The organism is Dysgonomonas hofstadii (assembly GCF_014196915.1).
GTDB lineage: Bacteria > Bacteroidota > Bacteroidia > Bacteroidales > Dysgonomonadaceae > Dysgonomonas > Dysgonomonas hofstadii.
The window spans coordinates 43,641-62,793 of sequence record NZ_JACIEP010000013.1; the positions used below are offsets into that span (position 1 = coordinate 43,641).

At 32.6% G+C, this 19,153-nt stretch carries 17 protein-coding genes; 1 reads left to right on the forward strand and 16 read right to left on the reverse strand.

Annotated elements, in window-relative coordinates:
* The 14 genes from GGR21_RS15800 to GGR21_RS15865 form a co-directional block, all read right to left on the reverse strand.
* Positions 1–1,224, reverse strand: coding sequence for a WcaI family glycosyltransferase (locus GGR21_RS15800; RefSeq protein ID WP_183308197.1), 1,224 nt, complete (start codon positions 1,222–1,224; stop codon positions 1–3).
* 5 nt (positions 1,225–1,229) lie between these two features.
* Positions 1,230–2,186 carry an NAD-dependent epimerase/dehydratase family protein gene (locus tag GGR21_RS15805; protein ID WP_183308198.1) on the reverse strand — a complete coding sequence of 319 codons (957 nt, stop codon included), beginning with the start codon at positions 2,184–2,186 and terminating at the stop codon, positions 1,230–1,232.
* A gap of 2 nt (positions 2,187–2,188) precedes the next feature.
* Positions 2,189–3,304 carry a glycosyltransferase family 4 protein gene (locus GGR21_RS15810; protein ID WP_246348092.1) on the reverse strand — a complete coding sequence of 372 codons (1,116 nt, stop codon included), beginning with the start codon at positions 3,302–3,304 and terminating at the stop codon, positions 2,189–2,191.
* Positions 3,301–4,449, reverse strand: a complete 1,149-nt coding sequence (locus GGR21_RS15815) for a polysaccharide pyruvyl transferase family protein (RefSeq protein WP_183308199.1) — start codon at positions 4,447–4,449, stop codon at positions 3,301–3,303. The genes GGR21_RS15810 and GGR21_RS15815 overlap by 4 nt, the downstream gene beginning before the upstream one ends.
* 17 nt (positions 4,450–4,466) lie before the next feature.
* Positions 4,467–5,450: a nitroreductase family protein gene (locus tag GGR21_RS15820; RefSeq protein WP_183308200.1), complete on the reverse strand. Its 984-nt coding sequence runs from the start codon at positions 5,448–5,450 to the stop codon at positions 4,467–4,469.
* Complete coding sequence (locus GGR21_RS15825; protein WP_183308201.1) at positions 5,434–6,555, reverse strand: glycosyltransferase; 1,122 nt, start codon at positions 6,553–6,555, stop codon at positions 5,434–5,436. The genes GGR21_RS15820 and GGR21_RS15825 overlap by 17 nt, the downstream gene beginning before the upstream one ends.
* An 86-nt stretch (positions 6,556–6,641) precedes the next feature.
* Entirely contained in the window at positions 6,642–7,871 is a 1,230-nt protein-coding gene (locus GGR21_RS15830; RefSeq protein ID WP_183308202.1) for a polysaccharide pyruvyl transferase family protein, read from the reverse strand.
* Positions 7,834–9,129 carry an O-antigen polymerase gene (locus tag GGR21_RS15835; protein ID WP_183308203.1) on the reverse strand — a complete coding sequence of 432 codons (1,296 nt, stop codon included), beginning with the start codon at positions 9,127–9,129 and terminating at the stop codon, positions 7,834–7,836. The genes GGR21_RS15830 and GGR21_RS15835 overlap by 38 nt, the downstream gene beginning before the upstream one ends.
* Positions 9,130–9,135: 6 nt before the next feature.
* Positions 9,136–9,996 (reverse strand): nitroreductase family protein, encoded by an 861-nt coding sequence (locus tag GGR21_RS15840; RefSeq protein WP_183308204.1) that lies wholly within the window; start codon positions 9,994–9,996, stop codon positions 9,136–9,138.
* Between the two features lie 5 nt (positions 9,997–10,001).
* Positions 10,002–10,595 (reverse strand): acyltransferase, encoded by a 594-nt coding sequence (locus tag GGR21_RS21055; RefSeq protein ID WP_317169898.1) that lies wholly within the window; start codon positions 10,593–10,595, stop codon positions 10,002–10,004.
* Positions 10,596–10,600: 5 nt separating this feature from the next.
* Complete coding sequence (locus GGR21_RS15850; protein WP_183308205.1) at positions 10,601–12,127, reverse strand: MATE family efflux transporter; 1,527 nt, start codon at positions 12,125–12,127, stop codon at positions 10,601–10,603.
* Positions 12,128–12,299: 172 nt separating this feature from the next.
* The gene (locus GGR21_RS15855) at positions 12,300–14,678 is read right to left on the reverse strand and encodes a GumC family protein (protein WP_183308206.1); all 2,379 of its coding nucleotides are present in this window, start codon (positions 14,676–14,678) and stop codon (positions 12,300–12,302) included.
* 49 nt (positions 14,679–14,727) lie between these two features.
* Positions 14,728–15,552, reverse strand: a complete 825-nt coding sequence (locus GGR21_RS15860; protein ID WP_183308207.1) for a polysaccharide biosynthesis/export family protein — start codon at positions 15,550–15,552, stop codon at positions 14,728–14,730.
* 234 nt (positions 15,553–15,786) lie between these two features.
* Positions 15,787–16,377, reverse strand: a complete 591-nt coding sequence (locus tag GGR21_RS15865; protein ID WP_183308208.1) for a D-sedoheptulose-7-phosphate isomerase — start codon at positions 16,375–16,377, stop codon at positions 15,787–15,789.
* A 236-nt stretch (positions 16,378–16,613) separates the two neighbouring features.
* On the opposite strand from GGR21_RS15865, the gene GGR21_RS15870 reads away from it, so the two are divergent.
* On the forward strand, positions 16,614–17,540 hold the full coding sequence (locus tag GGR21_RS15870) for an HU domain-containing protein (RefSeq protein WP_183308209.1): 927 nt from the start codon (positions 16,614–16,616) through the stop codon (positions 17,538–17,540).
* A 74-nt stretch (positions 17,541–17,614) separates the two neighbouring features.
* Here the strand turns inward: GGR21_RS15870 and upp are convergent, their stop codons facing one another.
* Both upp and GGR21_RS15880 read right to left on the reverse strand, forming a co-directional pair.
* The gene (upp, locus tag GGR21_RS15875) at positions 17,615–18,274 is read right to left on the reverse strand and encodes a uracil phosphoribosyltransferase (protein WP_183308210.1); all 660 of its coding nucleotides are present in this window, start codon (positions 18,272–18,274) and stop codon (positions 17,615–17,617) included.
* Positions 18,275–18,337: 63 nt separating this feature from the next.
* A complete protein-coding gene (locus GGR21_RS15880; RefSeq protein WP_183308211.1) occupies positions 18,338–19,081 on the reverse strand; it encodes a shikimate dehydrogenase family protein in 744 nt (247 codons plus the stop codon).
* Between the last annotated feature and the right edge of the window lie 72 nt (positions 19,082–19,153).

A 19,153-nucleotide genomic window follows, 5' to 3' on the forward strand; every position in this document is an offset into this window, starting at 1 on the left:
TTATTTCGAAATTACCTTATCTAAAAACCGAGATAATATTTTATCCTTATCTAGATAATTCTCTGCATAGTTCCGCGCATTTTTTCTTATATCTGATGTGTCGATAGACAATGCTTTATCTATAGCTTTTTTCAGTTCCTCTTTCGATTCAGGTTTGCAAAGGATACCCATGCTATAATTTTCTACATCTTGATACAATGAAGACCCGTGTACAGCTGTTACGATAGCACAGCCTCCCGTAGCCAATATCCCTGTCAGTTTACTTGGCATCACCAAATCCGAAGCTTCCTTTTTTTGCAGTACTAGATGGATATCGGCAGTAGCCAGTAAAGAAGGCAATTGATCATAAGGTTGGAGAGGATAAAACTTCATATTTGTAAGTTTATTATCAGCTGCCTGTTTTTGAAGGTTATCCTTTTCAGCACCGGAGCCTACCATTATAAAATGTATATCTGGTCTGTCTTTATACTGAACTGCCACGTCTATTAACATTTCAAGGCCTTGCTTTTTCCCCATATTTCCAGAATACAAAATAACCTTATCATTTTCAGATATATTAAATTTATCTCTTAAAGATTGTGCCTTAGACAAGGGTTTAATAAAATCTATATCCACCCAATTAGACAACAACACAATCTTATTTTCATCAATCCCCTTGTTAAGCACCCTGTCTTTCATCCCCTTAGTTAAGGTAGACACAAAACTGCTTTTTTTCAAAAGAAATCTCTCCAGCTTAAACATAGTGCCCAATACTTTTGGATTAGAAAGCATGTCCAAATCTTTCGCCGCATCTATCTGCAGATCTTGAATATGAGTTACAAGAGTCGTTTTCCTAAAGATAGAATATATATATGAAGATACTCCAATATGAAAGGGGGGGCAAATAGTTATTACCAAATCATATTGCTTCTTAAATAATGTAGCAAACCATCGAAAGGAACTACTCCATAAAAAAGAAAATTCATGCAATATTCTCTTTTTTGAGTCAACTTTTTTAGGCACATAAAAAGGACAACGATATACTTTAACTCCATCAACTATTTCTTTATACCATAATTTCCCTTTATATCGTGTATGCACTTCCCATTCTGGATAGTATGGCATAGCTGTTATAACACTTACATCGTAGCCCTGCTGAGCCATCCATACAGCCATTTCTCCAGTATATTTACCTATTCCGGTAAGTTCTGGAGCATAGTTTATTCCATAAATAAGAATACGCATCTATATCAATTATTTTTCAACCAATCTATAGTTTTCTTTACACCTTCAATTCTTTTAGTAGGTAAATCAGGGGCAATCTCTTGTATCAATGATAAATCATGGATATTATCTGTAGTCATATTTTTCAGTCGAAAACTGGTCATCGGAAATTTTATTCTAAATATTTTAAGAAAATCGCCAAACCAGCCCCCTAATCTGAAAGCAAAGAAAGGAACATTAGGAATATTAAACCCCGCAGCCTTTGCTATTTCATCAGCCCATTCAGTTATATCATAAGGTTCATAATCACCTAAGTAGAAGACCTTTTTTGATATATAACTTTCAGGAGCACTTAAGAGCGAAACGATTTGATATACTGTATTATCAATATATCCATATGTTTTTTTACAGGCACGTCTTCCCATATGGAAATACTTTCGAGAAAGAACGATTTTAAAGAATAAATTGTACGGTTCTCCAAAGTATGGTCCCCAAATTGAAGTTGGACGTATTATACTCCATGTATATTGTGGATCAAATATTTTTATTATCCGTTCCGTTTCAACTTTACTTACACCATATATCGTATGAGGATGATAGTCTTCATCGCTATTTGGTTTGTAACCTGGCTCACAGACATACATAGACGAAGTAAATATAGCCCGTTTCAGGTTTGGAACCTCGGCCAATGCCTCTAAAAGATTCTTTACACCTTCGGTGTTTGTCGAATATTCATCCAATTCTTTACCATTCAAATCGGTACGTGCAGCGAGGTGAATTACAATATCCGGTTGATAGGAAATTACCTCTTTTTTCAGTTGTTCACCCTCTCTAATATCAATATTTTTCCACAAGACAGTATGCTCTGCTAAATTTGGTTTTTTATAATCAATATTCAATATTTCTCCGTCACTATTTTTAAGCAGAAAAGATATTAAGTTGGTTCCAATAAAGCCAGAGCCTCCTGTGATTAGATATTTCATATTTATTGATTTAATACTTTTGAATATTCATACTGATATTGTTCAGACATGCGTTTAGCTGTATATTTTTCAAGAAATAAATGTTGGACACTTTGACATACCTTATCATGATCCAGTTCCCCGATAAAATCAATTCCTTTTTTAATACTTTCCACATTATGCTGATCAATTATCATTCCAACTTCATTATGTTCAAAATTACGCAATATTTCGTGATGAGAAGGTATATCTGACAACAACATAGGCAACCCGACTGTCATGCTCTCAAGTAATGTGTTTGCCAGACCTTCAGTATCTGATGTTGAAATATAATAATCAGCTACTTTTAAGTAATCATATACTCTTGTAGTAAAACCGGGCATTATGATATTATCACACTCTTCATTTTTTAAGTTATCCCACATAGGTCCATTACCTAACATAATTAAACCTATATCAGAGCGTAAATAATGCTTAAAAACATTGAATAAAATATCTGGATTCTTTTCTTTCGAGAAGCGTCCGATAAAAATGAAATACTTTATATCTTGTTTAAGTCCTAGTTCCTTGCGTAAAACTTGTCTATATTCTAAGTCTTTTTTCCATAAGGGTAAGTCCGTTCCATTGGGGATATTCGTAATATTCCATCCTTGATTTATTTTGTACAATTCACTTACACTTTCTGCACAGCCAATTGGAAGGTCTATTCTTTTTGTGAAGAAATTATTTAATCTTATAACTATGTTGCCCAGTAATTTCCCATATAATACAATTTGCTGTTGACCGGGATAAATATGTATTGTATAGGTCTTTTTATATTCTGAGGATAAAAATTTCATCAGATAAAGGGAACGGGGACAATGAGAATGAAGTATGTCCGGATTAACTTCGCTCACCTTATCTTTCAATAAATAAAAAAGCTTTAGTAAGTTCAATTTAAAATCTGCTGATAATTGGTGAATAACAACAGGTAATTTCTTAAATTCTTTAAACCGGCTATTTTCTTTTTCAGGAATAAGAGTAATTATTGACACATCAAATTTCTCAAGATTAATGTATTTTATAATATTATACATTACATTTACAGGCCCCTCGTTAGATAGTGAAGAAACAAGATAGCATATCTTTATCCTATTCATAAAATAATCTTTTCCTTTATATGCATTAAAAGAGATTGAGCCTTATTACATAAAAATTCATTTTTATCCAAGATTCTTTGTTTATCAAAAGAATCTAAGGAATCTATTACTTGAGCAATAGGGTTCAGATCACTATTATTATAAAGATTGAAATGAAATTCTTTCAGATCATAATCTTCTAGTAATTTCAAAGTTTTAGAATCTTTCGTCTCTGAAAACCGTTCTTGATCCCAATCTATAGCAATTACCGGTTTGCCATTTCGAAGACCAAATATCGTATCATGAAACCTTTCTGTTATAACAATATCACAATATTTGAATACTCCAGCCCACCCAAAAGCATCAACTGTAGCTATCGGTATATCCACATAAGGATTATAAAAAGTAGAAATAAGAGTATACCCTTTATCTTTCAACAAAGTAGCGAGTTCTTTTCTATATGGAAAATTAATATTAAAATTATATAACGCTATTTTCTTCTTGTCTCTTAATTTATTTACATATCGCTTAGGCAATACGAATTCATTAATATTTTTGAGACAAAAAGTCGGATCCGGCTGTTTTAAGATCAACACAGGATTGAGCCCAATTCTCTCAGTAAATAGCCTCATCGTTAATTCATCCCTTAGTCCTATAAATGTAAAGTCTTCTAAGTTTAACTTCACTTCTTCTTTCAATGAACCTGTGATAGTAAAATTTGCCGGAGAAGCACTAGCCGAAAAGTATATCTTTTTTAAATTGATTTTATAGGATGGATAATTTAAGCCAATCTTCCCATTTAGACACATCTGTTCCAATATTGTATCACTTCCTATAACCAGCAAATCAAACTTTTCTAATTGCTCTTTAATTCGATTCTGATCGTAGTTAAACAGATCGTATTTCTCATTAGTTAGATTAAATATTTTCTTATATGATTTTCGATAATTGATGAGTCTTATAAAAGCGTATAACTTTTGAAAAAATAGGGTCTTTATCGAACGATCTGGCAATTTAGTAATTGCATTTTTTTTAAAGTCTATTATATCTAAAAACGTAATATTGGCATCAGGAAAGATTTCCTTCAGTGCATACTGAACACTATATGCTTGCATAAATGTTCCCGGATTAATTCCCTTTGTAAAAGTAAGTATTGCTATTTTCATATTTATATTAACATTCTTTATAAAATTTGGACATAGTCAGTACTAGGTATCCGAGAGGAACATGCGACTTCAAAGCTTTCTTCCAACTGCCCTACTCCAATCATTAAAATAGGAATATGATTTTTAGGTATGTCTAAATATGAATGTAATAAATTCATCTTATTATTAAGCATACCTAATGTTAAAGGAATTGTTCCCAAGCCTTTTGAGTGAAAAGCCAATATTAGACTCATTCCATAAAGAGCTCCATCGACATATGGTTGATGCCTTTCATTAATAAAGTACATATTGATATCACTACACACAACGATTACTGTATCAATCTCATCACTAAAACCTCTATTTCCACCTTGCCATTCTAAAATCTGTTTTTTCTTCTTTTTATCACGAACTACATATATTCGCCATGATTGCCTATTACATGCGGATGGTGTTTTTTCAGCAATTTTAAAACATTTTTGTATTAATTCAAACGGAATACTTTCTGTAGAAAAATTTCGTATAGAATATCTGTTATTAAAAAAATCTTCGAAATTAAAGTTTACATTCTCTAGAATATCTTTTTTCCAAACGACTTTAGATCCGCCATCAAAAGGCAACTTGTTCGGTATTTTACTATAAACATCTATAAAAAAATTATATAACTTTTCATTCTGATGTCCATTTTGTTTATTAAAATTAAAATAGGCATCTAAAATACTTTTATATTTAGCCAAATTTTCTATATATCCATACTTTTGAGTAATTTCTAGTATATTAATTAATAGTATCTGCACTTTTTCTTCACCAAAACCGATTCTTGGATTTTTTAATGACAACCCTTTCTCTATAGCATGAAACCTTATAAGTATATCTGCCTCCCATTTTTCTTTTTTCTTTTTCTTCGATACTTCTCCTAAATGTTTTATTATAGTAGAATATTCCAAGAGTATCTCTTTAAATAAACGAAGTATTATTATTCCGCTATTATAGCGAAGATTAGTCTTAATTTTTTTCAGCATTCAATACAAAATTAAACGTTTCTATATATTTACTTAATATTATATCTCCTGAATATCTTTCATCTACTAATTGTTTCTGCCCCTTTCTTAGATTTTCATACTCATAAGAATAATTATTTATTGCTTTAGCTAAAACGTCTGTTAAAGAGGATATATTATTACACTCAAACAAATAGCCGGAATAATCATTTTCTATTTCATATTTAAACTCATCCAAATCAGAAGCAATTACAGGTACATTATAATTAAAAGCAATTTTCAGAGGTCCACTCTGAGAAACCTGAGAATAAGGAAGTACCAAATAATCGACACTAGAAAATAATTCAGGTATCTCTTGATTAGATATTGCATTTATATTTAAATCAAATACCTGAGGGTACTTTATTAATTGAGAATACTCTTCCCAATTATCACAATGTCCCACAATTTTTGTAGTAAAATTGCTATAGCCTTTCTCATATAGATTATTAGAGGCTAATATCAAACTTTTTATATTTTTATTCTTCAATATCGTACCAAAGTTCAGAAAAACAATTTTATTTCGTAGATTAGTTTTAGGTTTTTCACCAAAACTCTTCAGACCAAGAGGGATAATAAATATATTTTTATTCGAATATTTTTCTCTGAAACTTTTAGCCTGGCTTTCTGAGTATAAATGAAAATAAGAGAACCATGAATATAGAAGTTTAAAATATATTGAAGTAAGTTTTTTATATTTCATTCCTCCATGCACTACACTTTGATGAACAGTAAAAATAGTTTTTCTTCTTTTCAAAAAAAATGATGCAATAAAAAATAGATACGGAAATCCTTGCATATTAATGTAAGTAACATCTGATCTTATCTTTTCAATACGTTTACAGAGACTATAATAAAATTTAATTTTTCTTATACTTCGAAAGCGACTAGCATCATATATAAAATGTAAATTAACACTATTATTAATAACATTCTTAATCTGTGTTTCATTATAACGAGCATTATTACGAGGCAGAATAATAAACCAATCAATATTATATCTATCTAATAAGCCATTAATAATATCAATATCACAATCAATAAAATAATCGGCTGTTACCCATGCTATTTTTGGTTTATTTTTCATGTAATTTATTTATATATAATCGTTGTCATCTAGTAAATAAATATTTTACGTCATATTGCCAGATACAATATCATTAATTAATTTATTTAACTCCTTAAAGTGTTCTCTATATCTTTCATCATATTCACATAACAATTCAAATATCGATCCGAGAATTCTTTACACTTTTTCTTGTCGAAATTCAAAATACAATCAAGTACCATTTCAGGGGCAGGTTCTTTATAACTAAATCTTCCAAGTGCCGTACACCTGTTTTTTAATAATCCTGCTTCATTCAATATATGAAATATTTTACTTGATTTATAATTAACAAAATATTTGAATCTTACAATTCCAAAATTATCAAAACTGAAAAATGGATTTGCATTATGAAGCGATATAACAATAGGATGCATTTTATGCCCAATATAACCCTGCGAATATTTAATCAACGCATACCAATCGAAGGGAGCCAATGGTATATCTATTTTATATTTCAAATTATTTTTAAATTTAATTCCACTCTGCATACATAAAGCAACAGCAGAATAACCTGCCTTGTTCGCCAATTGTTCAAATGTATCGAACCAATCTTCCGATACAGAATATCCTCCGTTTTCATTAAAACTTAATAGAATATATTTTTCAGGCAAATTAAATTTAGATAAAATTTCTTCTTTAGTGGGGATTGCCTTTTCTGCATTATAATTAAAACCGAAAACAGGGTCGGGAGTAATCATTGGTATACGTTTTCCTTGCGTCAAATATTTAACCATATTTTGAGCCCACTTATCACGTACTGTAATGAAATCGAAATTTAAAAGACTTTCCTGCATCTTTTTACGCAAAGAGTTATGAATTTGAGTATAAGAAGAATTTTGAGCAGAAGCAGACATCATTACAATCGGTATCTTTTTATTTAATTTAGTTGCAAAACTACCCCAAAAAGGATTAGGGTAAGCTCTATTACTTTCTTTTTTGTCAAGTTTCAATCCTTTTTTAGTCAAGTTTATTCTCGATCTAAAAGTTTGATAATTAAGTATAGCATCACTTCCTATTATCACTCCCTCAATATTTTCTTCTTCTATCACAGATATAACATCTGCTTCTGTTCTGCAGAGCTGTGTTATTGGCATATTTTCCAGAATAAACTTCGAATGTTCATTCAATTGTTTTTGAGGAATTATTTTTTTATAAAAATTTTCCAAATCCTCTGGAAACCAGTTTATAATTACCGGATCATATCCATTGTTTCTCAAATATGATACAGTCGAAAAAGTTTGCAGTTGTGCTCCAAAATTAGCGACTGCGTGATAAGTAAGAAGACCTATTTTCATAATATATTTTTTTAGCGTTTTTGTTTTTTAAATAAAACATAAGAAAAATTAATAGAATAATCGTAAAATTCCCTGTTGCATTTTGTAAATTAAAGAAAAAGATACCGGAAGAAAACATATAACCCCATATTGAATAATATAAAATAATAGGTAAAGTTGTTGTTTTATTTTTTCTCAAAACCCAAGAACTAATAATACAAAATATGATTGCAATTAAAAAAGTAATTATCTTTCCAAATTCCAGTAGAAATGCCCCAATAAATGTATAAAAGTAATGAGCATCGACACCCGTTATATTTTCTATATAGTTCCACTTTTCAATAACAGTTTTAAAAGCGTTATCCCGGTCAAATATGTTTGTTAATAATACAAAATAGGCATTACCATTGGTACTATCCTTCAATTCATAATATAATTTTCCATTAAAATTTATCATACTTTCACCTGCATAACGGTATGTTTCAAATGATACCGCATCTCCAAATCTGGATTGTGAAACAGAGACAAAAAAAACAATGAATATTGCTATGGGTACAACAGATAGTTTTATAATTAATTTTCTTTTCCTTTCAGGTATTTTTTTGTAAAATAATAAAAACACACTAAATATATATACTATAAACAACAAGAGGGAGCCTCGTCCAGCTACTACTATTTGGTTAAGTACAACAACTATTATTGTAGAATAAAAAAACCAACTTTGCCATTTATTCTTATATGTATCAATAAAATAAAAATAAAACGACAAAACAATGGAAATAGGTAATATTCCTGCTACCAAACCATAAAAACGGCTAACTATAGGAATACTGCTAAACCAGAATTTATATTCTAAATCATATTGAGAGTTTCTTAATTCACCCCAATTTGCACTAGTTATTATATCTGCCACATTGGGAAGTTGGATTAAAATAATAAACAATTGTAATATTGTCAATATCTTAATCAACAAAAGCATTTTTCTTTTATTGGGTGCTTCAATCTTTAAAATTTCATTTGTCTTAAATTTCAAGAAAGGATAAAGAAACAACATTAATACTACATACAAGTATATAAATGGTTCCACTGTTATAGATGAATAACTGTAAGAGTAAATAAATAATTTATGATTATAGTACAGTACTGAACTCCACGCAGCAACAGAATAGAGCAATAACAAAAATACCCCGACATTAAATGATTTGCTCCTTATATAGTAAATCAATAATGTCAGCGTATAAACACTTGCATTAAGTATCAAAATCGTATTGCCTGTCATAATTTCCTATCTCTTCCTTATCCAATTCACATTTAGTCTTTTGGGCTTTTCTGGTATTGTATTGGAATATCCTGCTGTAACAAAAAGAATTATCTTTTCATAATCAGGAATATTTAAAATTTGTTTAACTGCTTTCTCCTCTTTTAGAGTTGCAAATTGCCAGTTTAACGGCACAGTATAAATATTATTTACAGTGCACGCAAGCAGAAAATTTTGAATACTTAAAGTCGCATCAATCACTGGCATCAATTTCGCCTGTACCGGAAATGGCCGGGTATCAGCGGTAATACATATCAAATGCGGAACTTTTGAACTATAACCTGTTGTACCTGCTATATTTGGCAATAATTTAACAATATTTTTCTCCTCACTTTCAATATAGAAACGACTAGGTTGACGACAACAGCCACTTGGTGCATCATTAGCTATATCAACAATTTCATTCCAAAGTTCATCTGGCACTTGTTTGTCTATATAATTACGGGTTGAAATTCGCGATTTTATTATTTTATAAAAAAATTCTTTATCCTGCTGTGAGTAATTATTAGCAACATCTTCATTTAGTTCTACAGATTTGCCATTTTGTAATCTTTCATATTTCTCTATCACAGCACAAGCCCAGAAATACGAATCATCTGCAAGTATTTTCTCATCAGTCAGTTTATCGCGTAGTTCAATACATTGCCTGTAGGCTGCACCACTATGCCCCTTCTCAAAAGGAACAATATGTATTCCCTTGTCTAATATATGGCACTTAACTCGCAAGTTTGTGAAGATAACTTCCTGATCATTACTGTAATCTTTAAAAAATGGAGAATATCTTTTTATGTATCGAAAAACACTCATTATTCTATTTTTTACTTCCATACACTTTAAACAATATGTTTTACATGGAAAGGACTATAATTAAATTCTTTAATTTTTCGTTCTCCTATAATCTTTGCGGGAACTCCTCCCACTATTGCATAATCAGGAACATTCTTAGTTACAATTGCACCAGAAGCGACTATGGCTCCCTTTCCAATTTTTACACCTGGTAAAATAACTACTCGAGAGCAAATCCACGCATAGTCACCAATCTCCACCTTTTCTCCCTCAGTTGCAAAATCAGGGTCATTATAATCGTGATGTAAAGTCCAAATAATAACTTGCGAAGCAATCGTTACACCTTCATTTATCACCAGTCCTTTCCGTGCATCTAAAACGACATTTTTCCCGATTGAATTATTTCCTTTAATCATTAGCCCTGCAGGGTTACGTATTTCCAACGAGCGATACATTGCAACATCTTTTCCGATTTTGGCCCCCAACAACCTATACATAATTTTTCTAACGTGACGAGATAGAATTATTGGAATTATTTCACAAATATATAATTCTTTGAGTGAATTAGCCCAATTAACCAGTCCTTGTTTAAACCACTTCGGTAATATATATTTTAACATCTTCTTAACTTTATCTTTCATCAAAATTATTTCTTTATTTTACATATAACATTTTGTAACATCCCATTAATCATCTTTTTTTCATCCTTACACAAGCCTATAAGAAAAATGCTTATAATAAAAATTGCAGCCGAAATAATTGCTGTAAAAATAAAACGATATTCAAATGAAAAGTTATTTGTTATTATCCAACAAACCAAAATAATAACAAAAAAAGGTATCGTTATTCGCCATATTACATTATTAAAAAAAACCCTAACTGACATATTCGCAATCTTTTTTATATATACTATCCGAAAAATAGTTGCTAAAAATTCAATCAAGGCAAAACAAATCATAACAGAATTTATAGGGAATTTTGCTTTCAGCAAAACATATGCAATCGGCAAGTTAAACAAGTAAATACTACTGATAATAATCTGATAATATTTAACTTTACCAACAGCCTGAACAGCTGGTTGCAAACCGACTGTCAGCTGATTGAATAAAAGTGCAACCAGAATCAAAGAACAAAATGAAACTGTATAATCAGGTACATTTTCTAGCCAAAACCTCAAAATTGCAGGCATTTCAAAAATACAGGGAACAGCAATTATTGTAACAAGCAAAAAGCTAAATTTACATGCTTTCATTGAAAGACGTAACATCCGTTGTCTATTACCCATTCCTTCACTGGCTACTATTTGTGGGTTGAACGCCCGAAGCAATGCCTGCGATAGAAAACTTGCCTGAGCGAAAATTTGCTGTGCAATGCCAAACGCTGAATTAATAATTGTATTAAAGAAGATATTAAAAATCACTGCAATACCTTGTGTTCTGACATTGTATGTTAATGCACCCCCCAAACTCCATCCTGCAAAACTGCCTATTTCTTTCATCAAAGACTTATCTATTTGATAATTGGTAACAATACATTCTTTATATTTTTTCAAACAATATATTCCATAAAGTAAGAAAGACACAAATGCTATAATAGCAGTAAAAAATCCATAATAAATTAATCGTTCTGTCTGAATAAAATACGCCAAGGAAATAGCTATCAACAATTTAAAAATTGATTCTATGATTAATACAATAGATATCCACAGCATATTTTCGTGTGCATTTAATGACGCAGTAAAGGGAACCGCAATAATCGTAAAAAAGACAGAAGCCGTCATAAATTGATAAACTGCTTTTGCCGCAGATATTCTGTCAGGAGAAATATTCAAAAAACCATTAAACAAAAATGGGGCGATACCTTCCAATGCAATAACGACAATAATTCCAATTAGGATATGTAAAATCCAACTGTTTGCAAAAACCTTCTTTTGCATTTCAAAATCACCTGTACCCTGATGAAAAGAGAGATACCGCTGAGTGGAGGTAGTCATTGCTGCGTTCAAAAAGGCAAGCATTGCTATTACACCAGCTATCAAATTGAACACGCCAAAATCAGACTCACCTAAATAGTTCAGGACAAGCCGTGTCGAGTACAATGAGATACCTATTGTAATCAACATCTTAGCATACAAAATACCTGTATTTAATGCTACTTTATTTGCGGCATTCATTAGTTCTGTATTGATATAAATATATATAGCCCACTAGTTAAAAAACCGAATTACCTACATAGGTAAAATATCAAATATGGTTCGTTTTATAAAGAATATGTATATAAAGCCTTACTAAATTTGAACCAATAAAACCGACTCACCTCACCATCAGGCAAGCTATTTTCAAATACTATTTTTTATTTTCGCCATATCCATAAGTATACCCATACCCATAACGGCCATATCTTCCCCTATTCTTAGATGGCTCAACTCCATTTATGACCAAATACATATTTGGTAGCCTTTTATCATGATATACATCATTTACAAATGTTATCGCATTCCTAGGTGTTACATTTTCCCTAGTAACATATATTGTCGTATCAGCATATAGACTAAGCAAAAACGTATCGGAAACAACGCCTATTGGTGCGGAATCGATAACAATTACATCATAGAGTTCTCTTGCTTCATCTAGTAATTCTTTCAATGACGGTTTCATCAGTAGCTCATTCGGGTTTGGCGGAATAATTCCAGCCTGCAAGATATCCAAATTTGGAAATTCCGTAACAGAAGCTAACAATTGCTTCCAATCAGGTTCGCTTCCAGACAAATAAGCAGTCAGCCCGTCTCCTTTAGAAAAACCCATATCCACAGCTAATTTTGGATTCCGGATATCCATACCTATCAAAAGAACTCTCTTTTCAGACAAAGCAAAGGATACGGCTGTGTTTACACTTACAAATGTTTTACCTTCTCCTGGTATTGTCGATGTTACCAAAACGACTTTCTTGTCAGGATCATTTAATATAAACTGAATATTATTTCTTAATGTTCTGAATAATTCGACAATAGGAGTTGTTTTATCTTTACCCATAACTATTACTCCATCCTCGTCTTTATTCATAATTTCACCAATAACAGTAACATCAGATAATTTTTCAAGTTCTTCTCTTCCCGTTATATTCAACTGCATCATATCACGGATATAAATAACAGCAACAGGAATTACAAGGCCAATTAAGAGTGATGCCAGTAATATTATATTCCTCTTAGGAGAAATAGGTTCATCTGGAACAACAGGATCTGTTATTACCTTAGCTTTATCTGCCGTAGAAGCCATGGTTATACTTGTCTCTTCGCGTACTTGCATCAAATAAAGATACAACGCTTGTTTGATTTGCTGTTGACGAGTCACCTCTAACAGTCCTCTTTCCTGCATTGGCACAGTACGTATTCGAGCAGAAATCTGAGAGGCTTGATGGTCTGCATCTAGCTTTGCGATATTCAACCCCCGGCGAACAGTATTTACCGCACTTTGAATACTTTCTCGTGTGTTAGCTAACTCTGATAACACAGCCTGTCGCGAAGGGCTACTTTCACTTGTACTTCGTTCTAATCTTTGAAACGCTAATAAAGACTCATTATATTGTGCGATAATTGCAGATAATCCCGGATCTGTAATTCCTAGGTTTGGAATCAGTTTATAATTATTATCTGGCTTTTGTACAAAGTTCTCTACCCACTCTATAGTTTTCAATTGAGTTTCAATATCAATTCGGCGTTGTTCTACAGTAGAGGTCTGTTCTACAAAAACTTTTGCTTCAGTGCTTAAGTCTGTGATTCCTTGCTCTTTTTTGTAATTAACAACCTTATCTTCAATGCCGCTTAACTCTATTGAAATACTATCTAAACGCTCATTTATAAATTTAGACGTATTATACGCCATTTCATTATTATCCTTAATATTATTTTCATTATAAATCTTAACTATTTCATTAAGGATATCTATGCCTTTATCAACATTAAGCAGATCGAGGCCAATGGTCAATACTGATGAGTTCTTAGTTGTTGAAGACACCTTTAGCTCACTAGCCAATCCATAAGCTACTTTTTGAACATTCTGTATAGTAACAATGTATTCTTCATCCAGTTGCTCTTCATCTATATTCGGTTTATCAGTAACATAAAGGCGTCCTAAATTCGAAGGTAATTCTATGAATCCGGGTAATTTATCCAAATTTCCATCTATTTCTGTTTCATCTTTCTTCAAATAATATTTACCCCGGACAGAAACAGATGGTCCATTTTTCTTTATGTGTAATTTTATAAAGCCATCTAATTCGTCAGGTTTTACATCTTCCAGTCTTACATAGAAAGGACAATTTTGATAAATTTCAGTATCCCTAAAAAAACCACTTTCAAAATAAGAAGTCTGTAGTTCTAACGTAGATACAACCTGTCGCATTAAATTAGGCGAAGAAAAAACAGCAATTTCATTATCAACATTATTGGTTGTACTCAATAAGCCCAAATCTTCCAATGCACCTAAAGGACTGTTTTTTTGAGCACCTGTTCCTGTATTTTCTTTCAATAAGACAGATGTAGAAACACCATATTGTCGATCCATTCTCAAATATACAAAAACCCCTATTATAAGAAATACTATTGCTGATAATACAAACCACCTCCAATGGAGTATATATTTAAAAAGGATTTCTCTTAAATCAATTTCCTCTTCTTTATTTTCGAGATTACTATAACCAGATTCTGAAGAAAATTTATTCATACTTTTAGACAATCTGTTTTTACATTAAAAATCAACCATTAATAGAGTTTCATCTAGTTATTATAGCAATAACAGAAATCAGTATAGACAAACCAGACAAAGCCAACGATTCGAATGTACCAAATGAAGAATTATTTCCTTTTGCCTTATTTGGTGAAACAATTATCTTATCATTTTGTTGCAAATAATAAATATCATTATTAAGCAATACATCTTTGTCTTGCAAATCTATCCGGCGAACACTACGTTCTCCATCTGCATTTTCTCTTACAAGGAGTACATTTTTCCGATTTCCATATATAGTAAGATCTCCAGCTGATGCTAATGCATCAAAGAGAGTCATTTGTTCGTTCTCTGACGTATATAGGCCAGGCCTTGCAACTTCACCTAATACAGCAACTTTATAATTCAAAAAACGAATATTAACAATAGGCTCTTCTTTTAGATATTTAGGATAAACCAATGAATAGATCTTCTTTTCCGCCTCTTTTTTTGTCAACCCTCCAATTTCAATCTTTCCTATTACAGGAAAATTTATGAAGCCACTATTGTCGACAATATAATTTTGAAGACTCCCTGAAACACCTCCTGTACTAATGTTTGTTATTTGTGTTTGCAAAACATTATTAGATCCGGAAGGAAGTATAGGCAAATTAAAATCACTCGCAGCCTCCCGCGTTGGTGTATTAACCGTTATACTTAATACATCCTTAGGCATTATTTTTGCTTCATAGTTTTCTGCTGATTTAGCAAATTCCTCTGTCGATATTAACTCTGCGTCTGTTAAATAAGGGATTTTTTTATATGCCGTACAAGATCCTAACAACACAGGTATCAATAATACTAAACATATCCTTCTTAATAATAATTTCATTATCTCTAATTTTGGATTAATAAGATCAATAAAACCAAGAGCTTATTGATCAAAATAAGTTTTCAATTACCACCCAAGAAAACAAGTATTTACGTCTCAGTGCAATATCACAAAACCATCGATTTTATTTTTGCGCTACAAATGTAGGGATTTTTTAACTGAAAGCAAGCTTTTTATTCCAACATTTTCAATAGATAACCAGCCAATCACTTCTTACTAGAGTATAATAACAGCTTATCTATAATACCCAAACAACACATCTTCCACTATACAACATATTATATGTCCGATCAATATATGAGATTCCTGTATTCTTGGCGTTTCTTTTGATGGAACTTTTATACAAAGATCGCATAGAGTAGCAGCCTTACCTCCAGTCTCTCCACTCATCACAATAGATTTGATTCCTCTTTCTTTACACACATTTAAAGCCTGGATAATATTTTCCGAATTACCCGATGTTGTTATACCAATAAAAACATCTCCCGGAACCCCCTGAGCTTGAATCTGCCGGGCAAAAAGCTTTTCGAAGCCATAATCATTCCCGATTGCTGTTATTATTGAAGTATCTGTTGATAATGAAATGGACGGAATTCCTGGTCGATCAAAATAAAACCGGCTTACAAATTCCCCGGCAATATGTTGAGCATCGGCTGCGCTTCCTCCATTTCCGGCAAGCATCGTTTTTTTATTGTCCTGATAAGCAGAAATAACCATTTCAGCCGCAACTCTCACAGCCTTTAGCAAGTCTAAATCATCAAGCATTTTCTCTTTCACAGAGATGGAATCTTGTATCTGACGGATAACTATATTATCTAAATTCATACGTAAATACCTTTTCTACAAATATAAATCTTGCAGTTTTGTATCGTTTGTGGTTAATTATTGCACAAAAGTAATGTTTTTAAATGAAATAATTCTCAAAAGACTTTAATTTTATTACAGACAAAACATACATAAAAACCCACCACAACCAAGAATTTACAATTGATGAAAAAATGTTGATAAGTATTTACTCTCCTTAACTCGGGAATGATATATATTATATTTATATTTGTATTATGAAAAGAGAACTCTTTAATTATTTAGATTTTTTATTACCCACACATAACTGTGTCATCATCCAGAATCTAGGAGCTTTTATTATAAACCTGGATATTTCCACCATTTCAAAAAACGGAGAAGTTCAGGCCCCACGATATACAATCACATTCAATCCTGAAATAACTCATAATGATGGCGTTCTACCTTCATACATAATGAAGATAGAGAACATTACTTACGATGCTGCCTGTAACAAGATAAAAGAATCTGTAAAAAGGATCAAATCAGACCTGAAGATCAACAGATATATCTCTTGTGGAAACATAGGCTCTATGAGTATGAATATTGATGAGAACATCATATTTACGCCGAACAGGGATTACACACATCCGGACTATATCGGGCTATACCATACTGGGATCAGACGTATAGAGGACATAAACGAATCCATTGATAAAGAGAAAAAATATATCTCATTCAAGTACATAGCTGGAAGCGTAGCAGCGGCCGCTGTTGCCATACTCTTATTTACAATCCCAAGTGTTAACATTAATAACAATCAGGAGGTGACTCAGAGTGCCAGTTTCCTTTCTTCTATAAGCACTTCTTTATCTCTGACAAACAAAGAAGTAACCACCATCACCTTTCCCAAAGTGGAGACGCCAACACAAAGATTGGAAAACAATCAGGTCTGGGAAAAGCCTGCACGTACCTATTATATTATAATAGGTGGTGAAGAGTCTAAAAGCAGAGCCGATATACTACTAAGCAAGATACAAAACGAAGACTTTAAAGATGCTTCCATCATAGAATCCCCGGACAGATATAGAATCTATGTAGCATCATTCTTCGACAAGAAAGAAGCTGAATTATTTCTCGAAGGGTTCAGGAAAGACAACCCTAAATACGGGACAGCATGGTTACTTTCTAAAAGAAATCCCTGATAATAAATTCATCTCCATATAAAACACATAAGGCCGGAATCCCGGCCTTTATTCATTATATAATTTATTATCAATCATCCTTCTTTTTCCCCATAAGCCAAATCACCGGCATCACCCAATCCCGGAACAATATACGCAGACTCATTCAGTTCCGGATCAATAGCTGCGGCCCATATTGTAGTTTTGTCTTGCGGGAAGTTTCGTTCGCAATATTCAATAGCCTGCCTGCTTGCAATTATAGTAGCTATATGGATATGCTTAGGTTCACCCTTCGTGGTCAATGCCTGATATGAGAGGTCCATACTCCCCCCTGTTGCCAGCATCGGATCGGTCAGGATCAACACCTTGCCATCGATACGGGGTGAAGCAATATATTCGATATGAATATGAAAACTCTGATGATTCTCCCTGTATTTACGGTATGCCGAAACAAAAGCATTCTCTGCCTTATCGAAACAATTCAGGAAACCGTGATGATAAACAAGCCCTGCACGAAGAATAGTAGCAATAACAAGTGAGTCCACCGGGACATTCGTCGTTGATGTGCCTAATGGCGTTTGTGTTTCTAATGAAGAATAATCGAGCGTCTTACTAATTTCATAGGCCATTATCTCGCCTATCCTTTCAATATTTCGCCTGAACCGCATACTGTCGCGCTGAACATCTACATCCCGTAGCTCGCTAACAAAACGATTCAAAATAGTGTTTTGTTCCGAAAGATTTATTGTTTTCATATAAAGATTTTACGCCAAAATTAGTAGTTTTCTTTCAAAATAACAGATCAGGAGCGTTAAATATTATCTATTCCATATCTTCCAGGCAGCTACAGCCTGCAAAACAAGCATCTCTTCCCCGTTTTTTACAACAGCTCCGTTTTCCTTACCCAGCCTCATAAACTTTGTTTCTGAAGGATTATAAACCAGATCGTACAGCAGATGTTTTGAAGATAGTAGCTCATATGGAATATCAGGTGCTTCTTCCGTTTTAGGATACATTCCTACCGGAGACGCATTAACTATCACCTTAAACTCAGACATAATATTTCCATCCAGTTCGGCATAAGTAAGCATACCCGGCTGACTTGTCCTCGACACGAAAGTTACCTCCAGCCCCAGATTCTGCAAACCTTTAAGCACAGCCTTCGATGCGCCTCCTGTACCTAAAATCAGGGCTTTCTTATGATCCTCTTTATTAATCAGAGGCGAAATCGAATTCTGGAAACCAATGATATCGGAATTATATCCCTTTAATTTCACATTGCCGCCGTCTCTGATTATCTTAATTACATTGATAGCTCCTATATCTTTTGCCTGCGGATCAAAATCATCCAGATACTGCATCACTTGCAGCTTATAAGGGAGAGTCACATTCATTCCTTTAAGGTTTTCATGTGACTTTATTATCTCCGGAAACAAACTGATATCCGATATTTCAAACTTAACGTATTCTGCATCTATATTCTCTACCCGGAACTTCTCATTGAAGAATTTCGGCGAGAATGAGTGTGTAAGGGGATTCCCTATTATACCATACAAATCCATAAAGCTAGACTTAGGTGTTATATACAAAAAAATAGGATAACCCCAGATTGTTGTTATCCTAATTTCTATTTC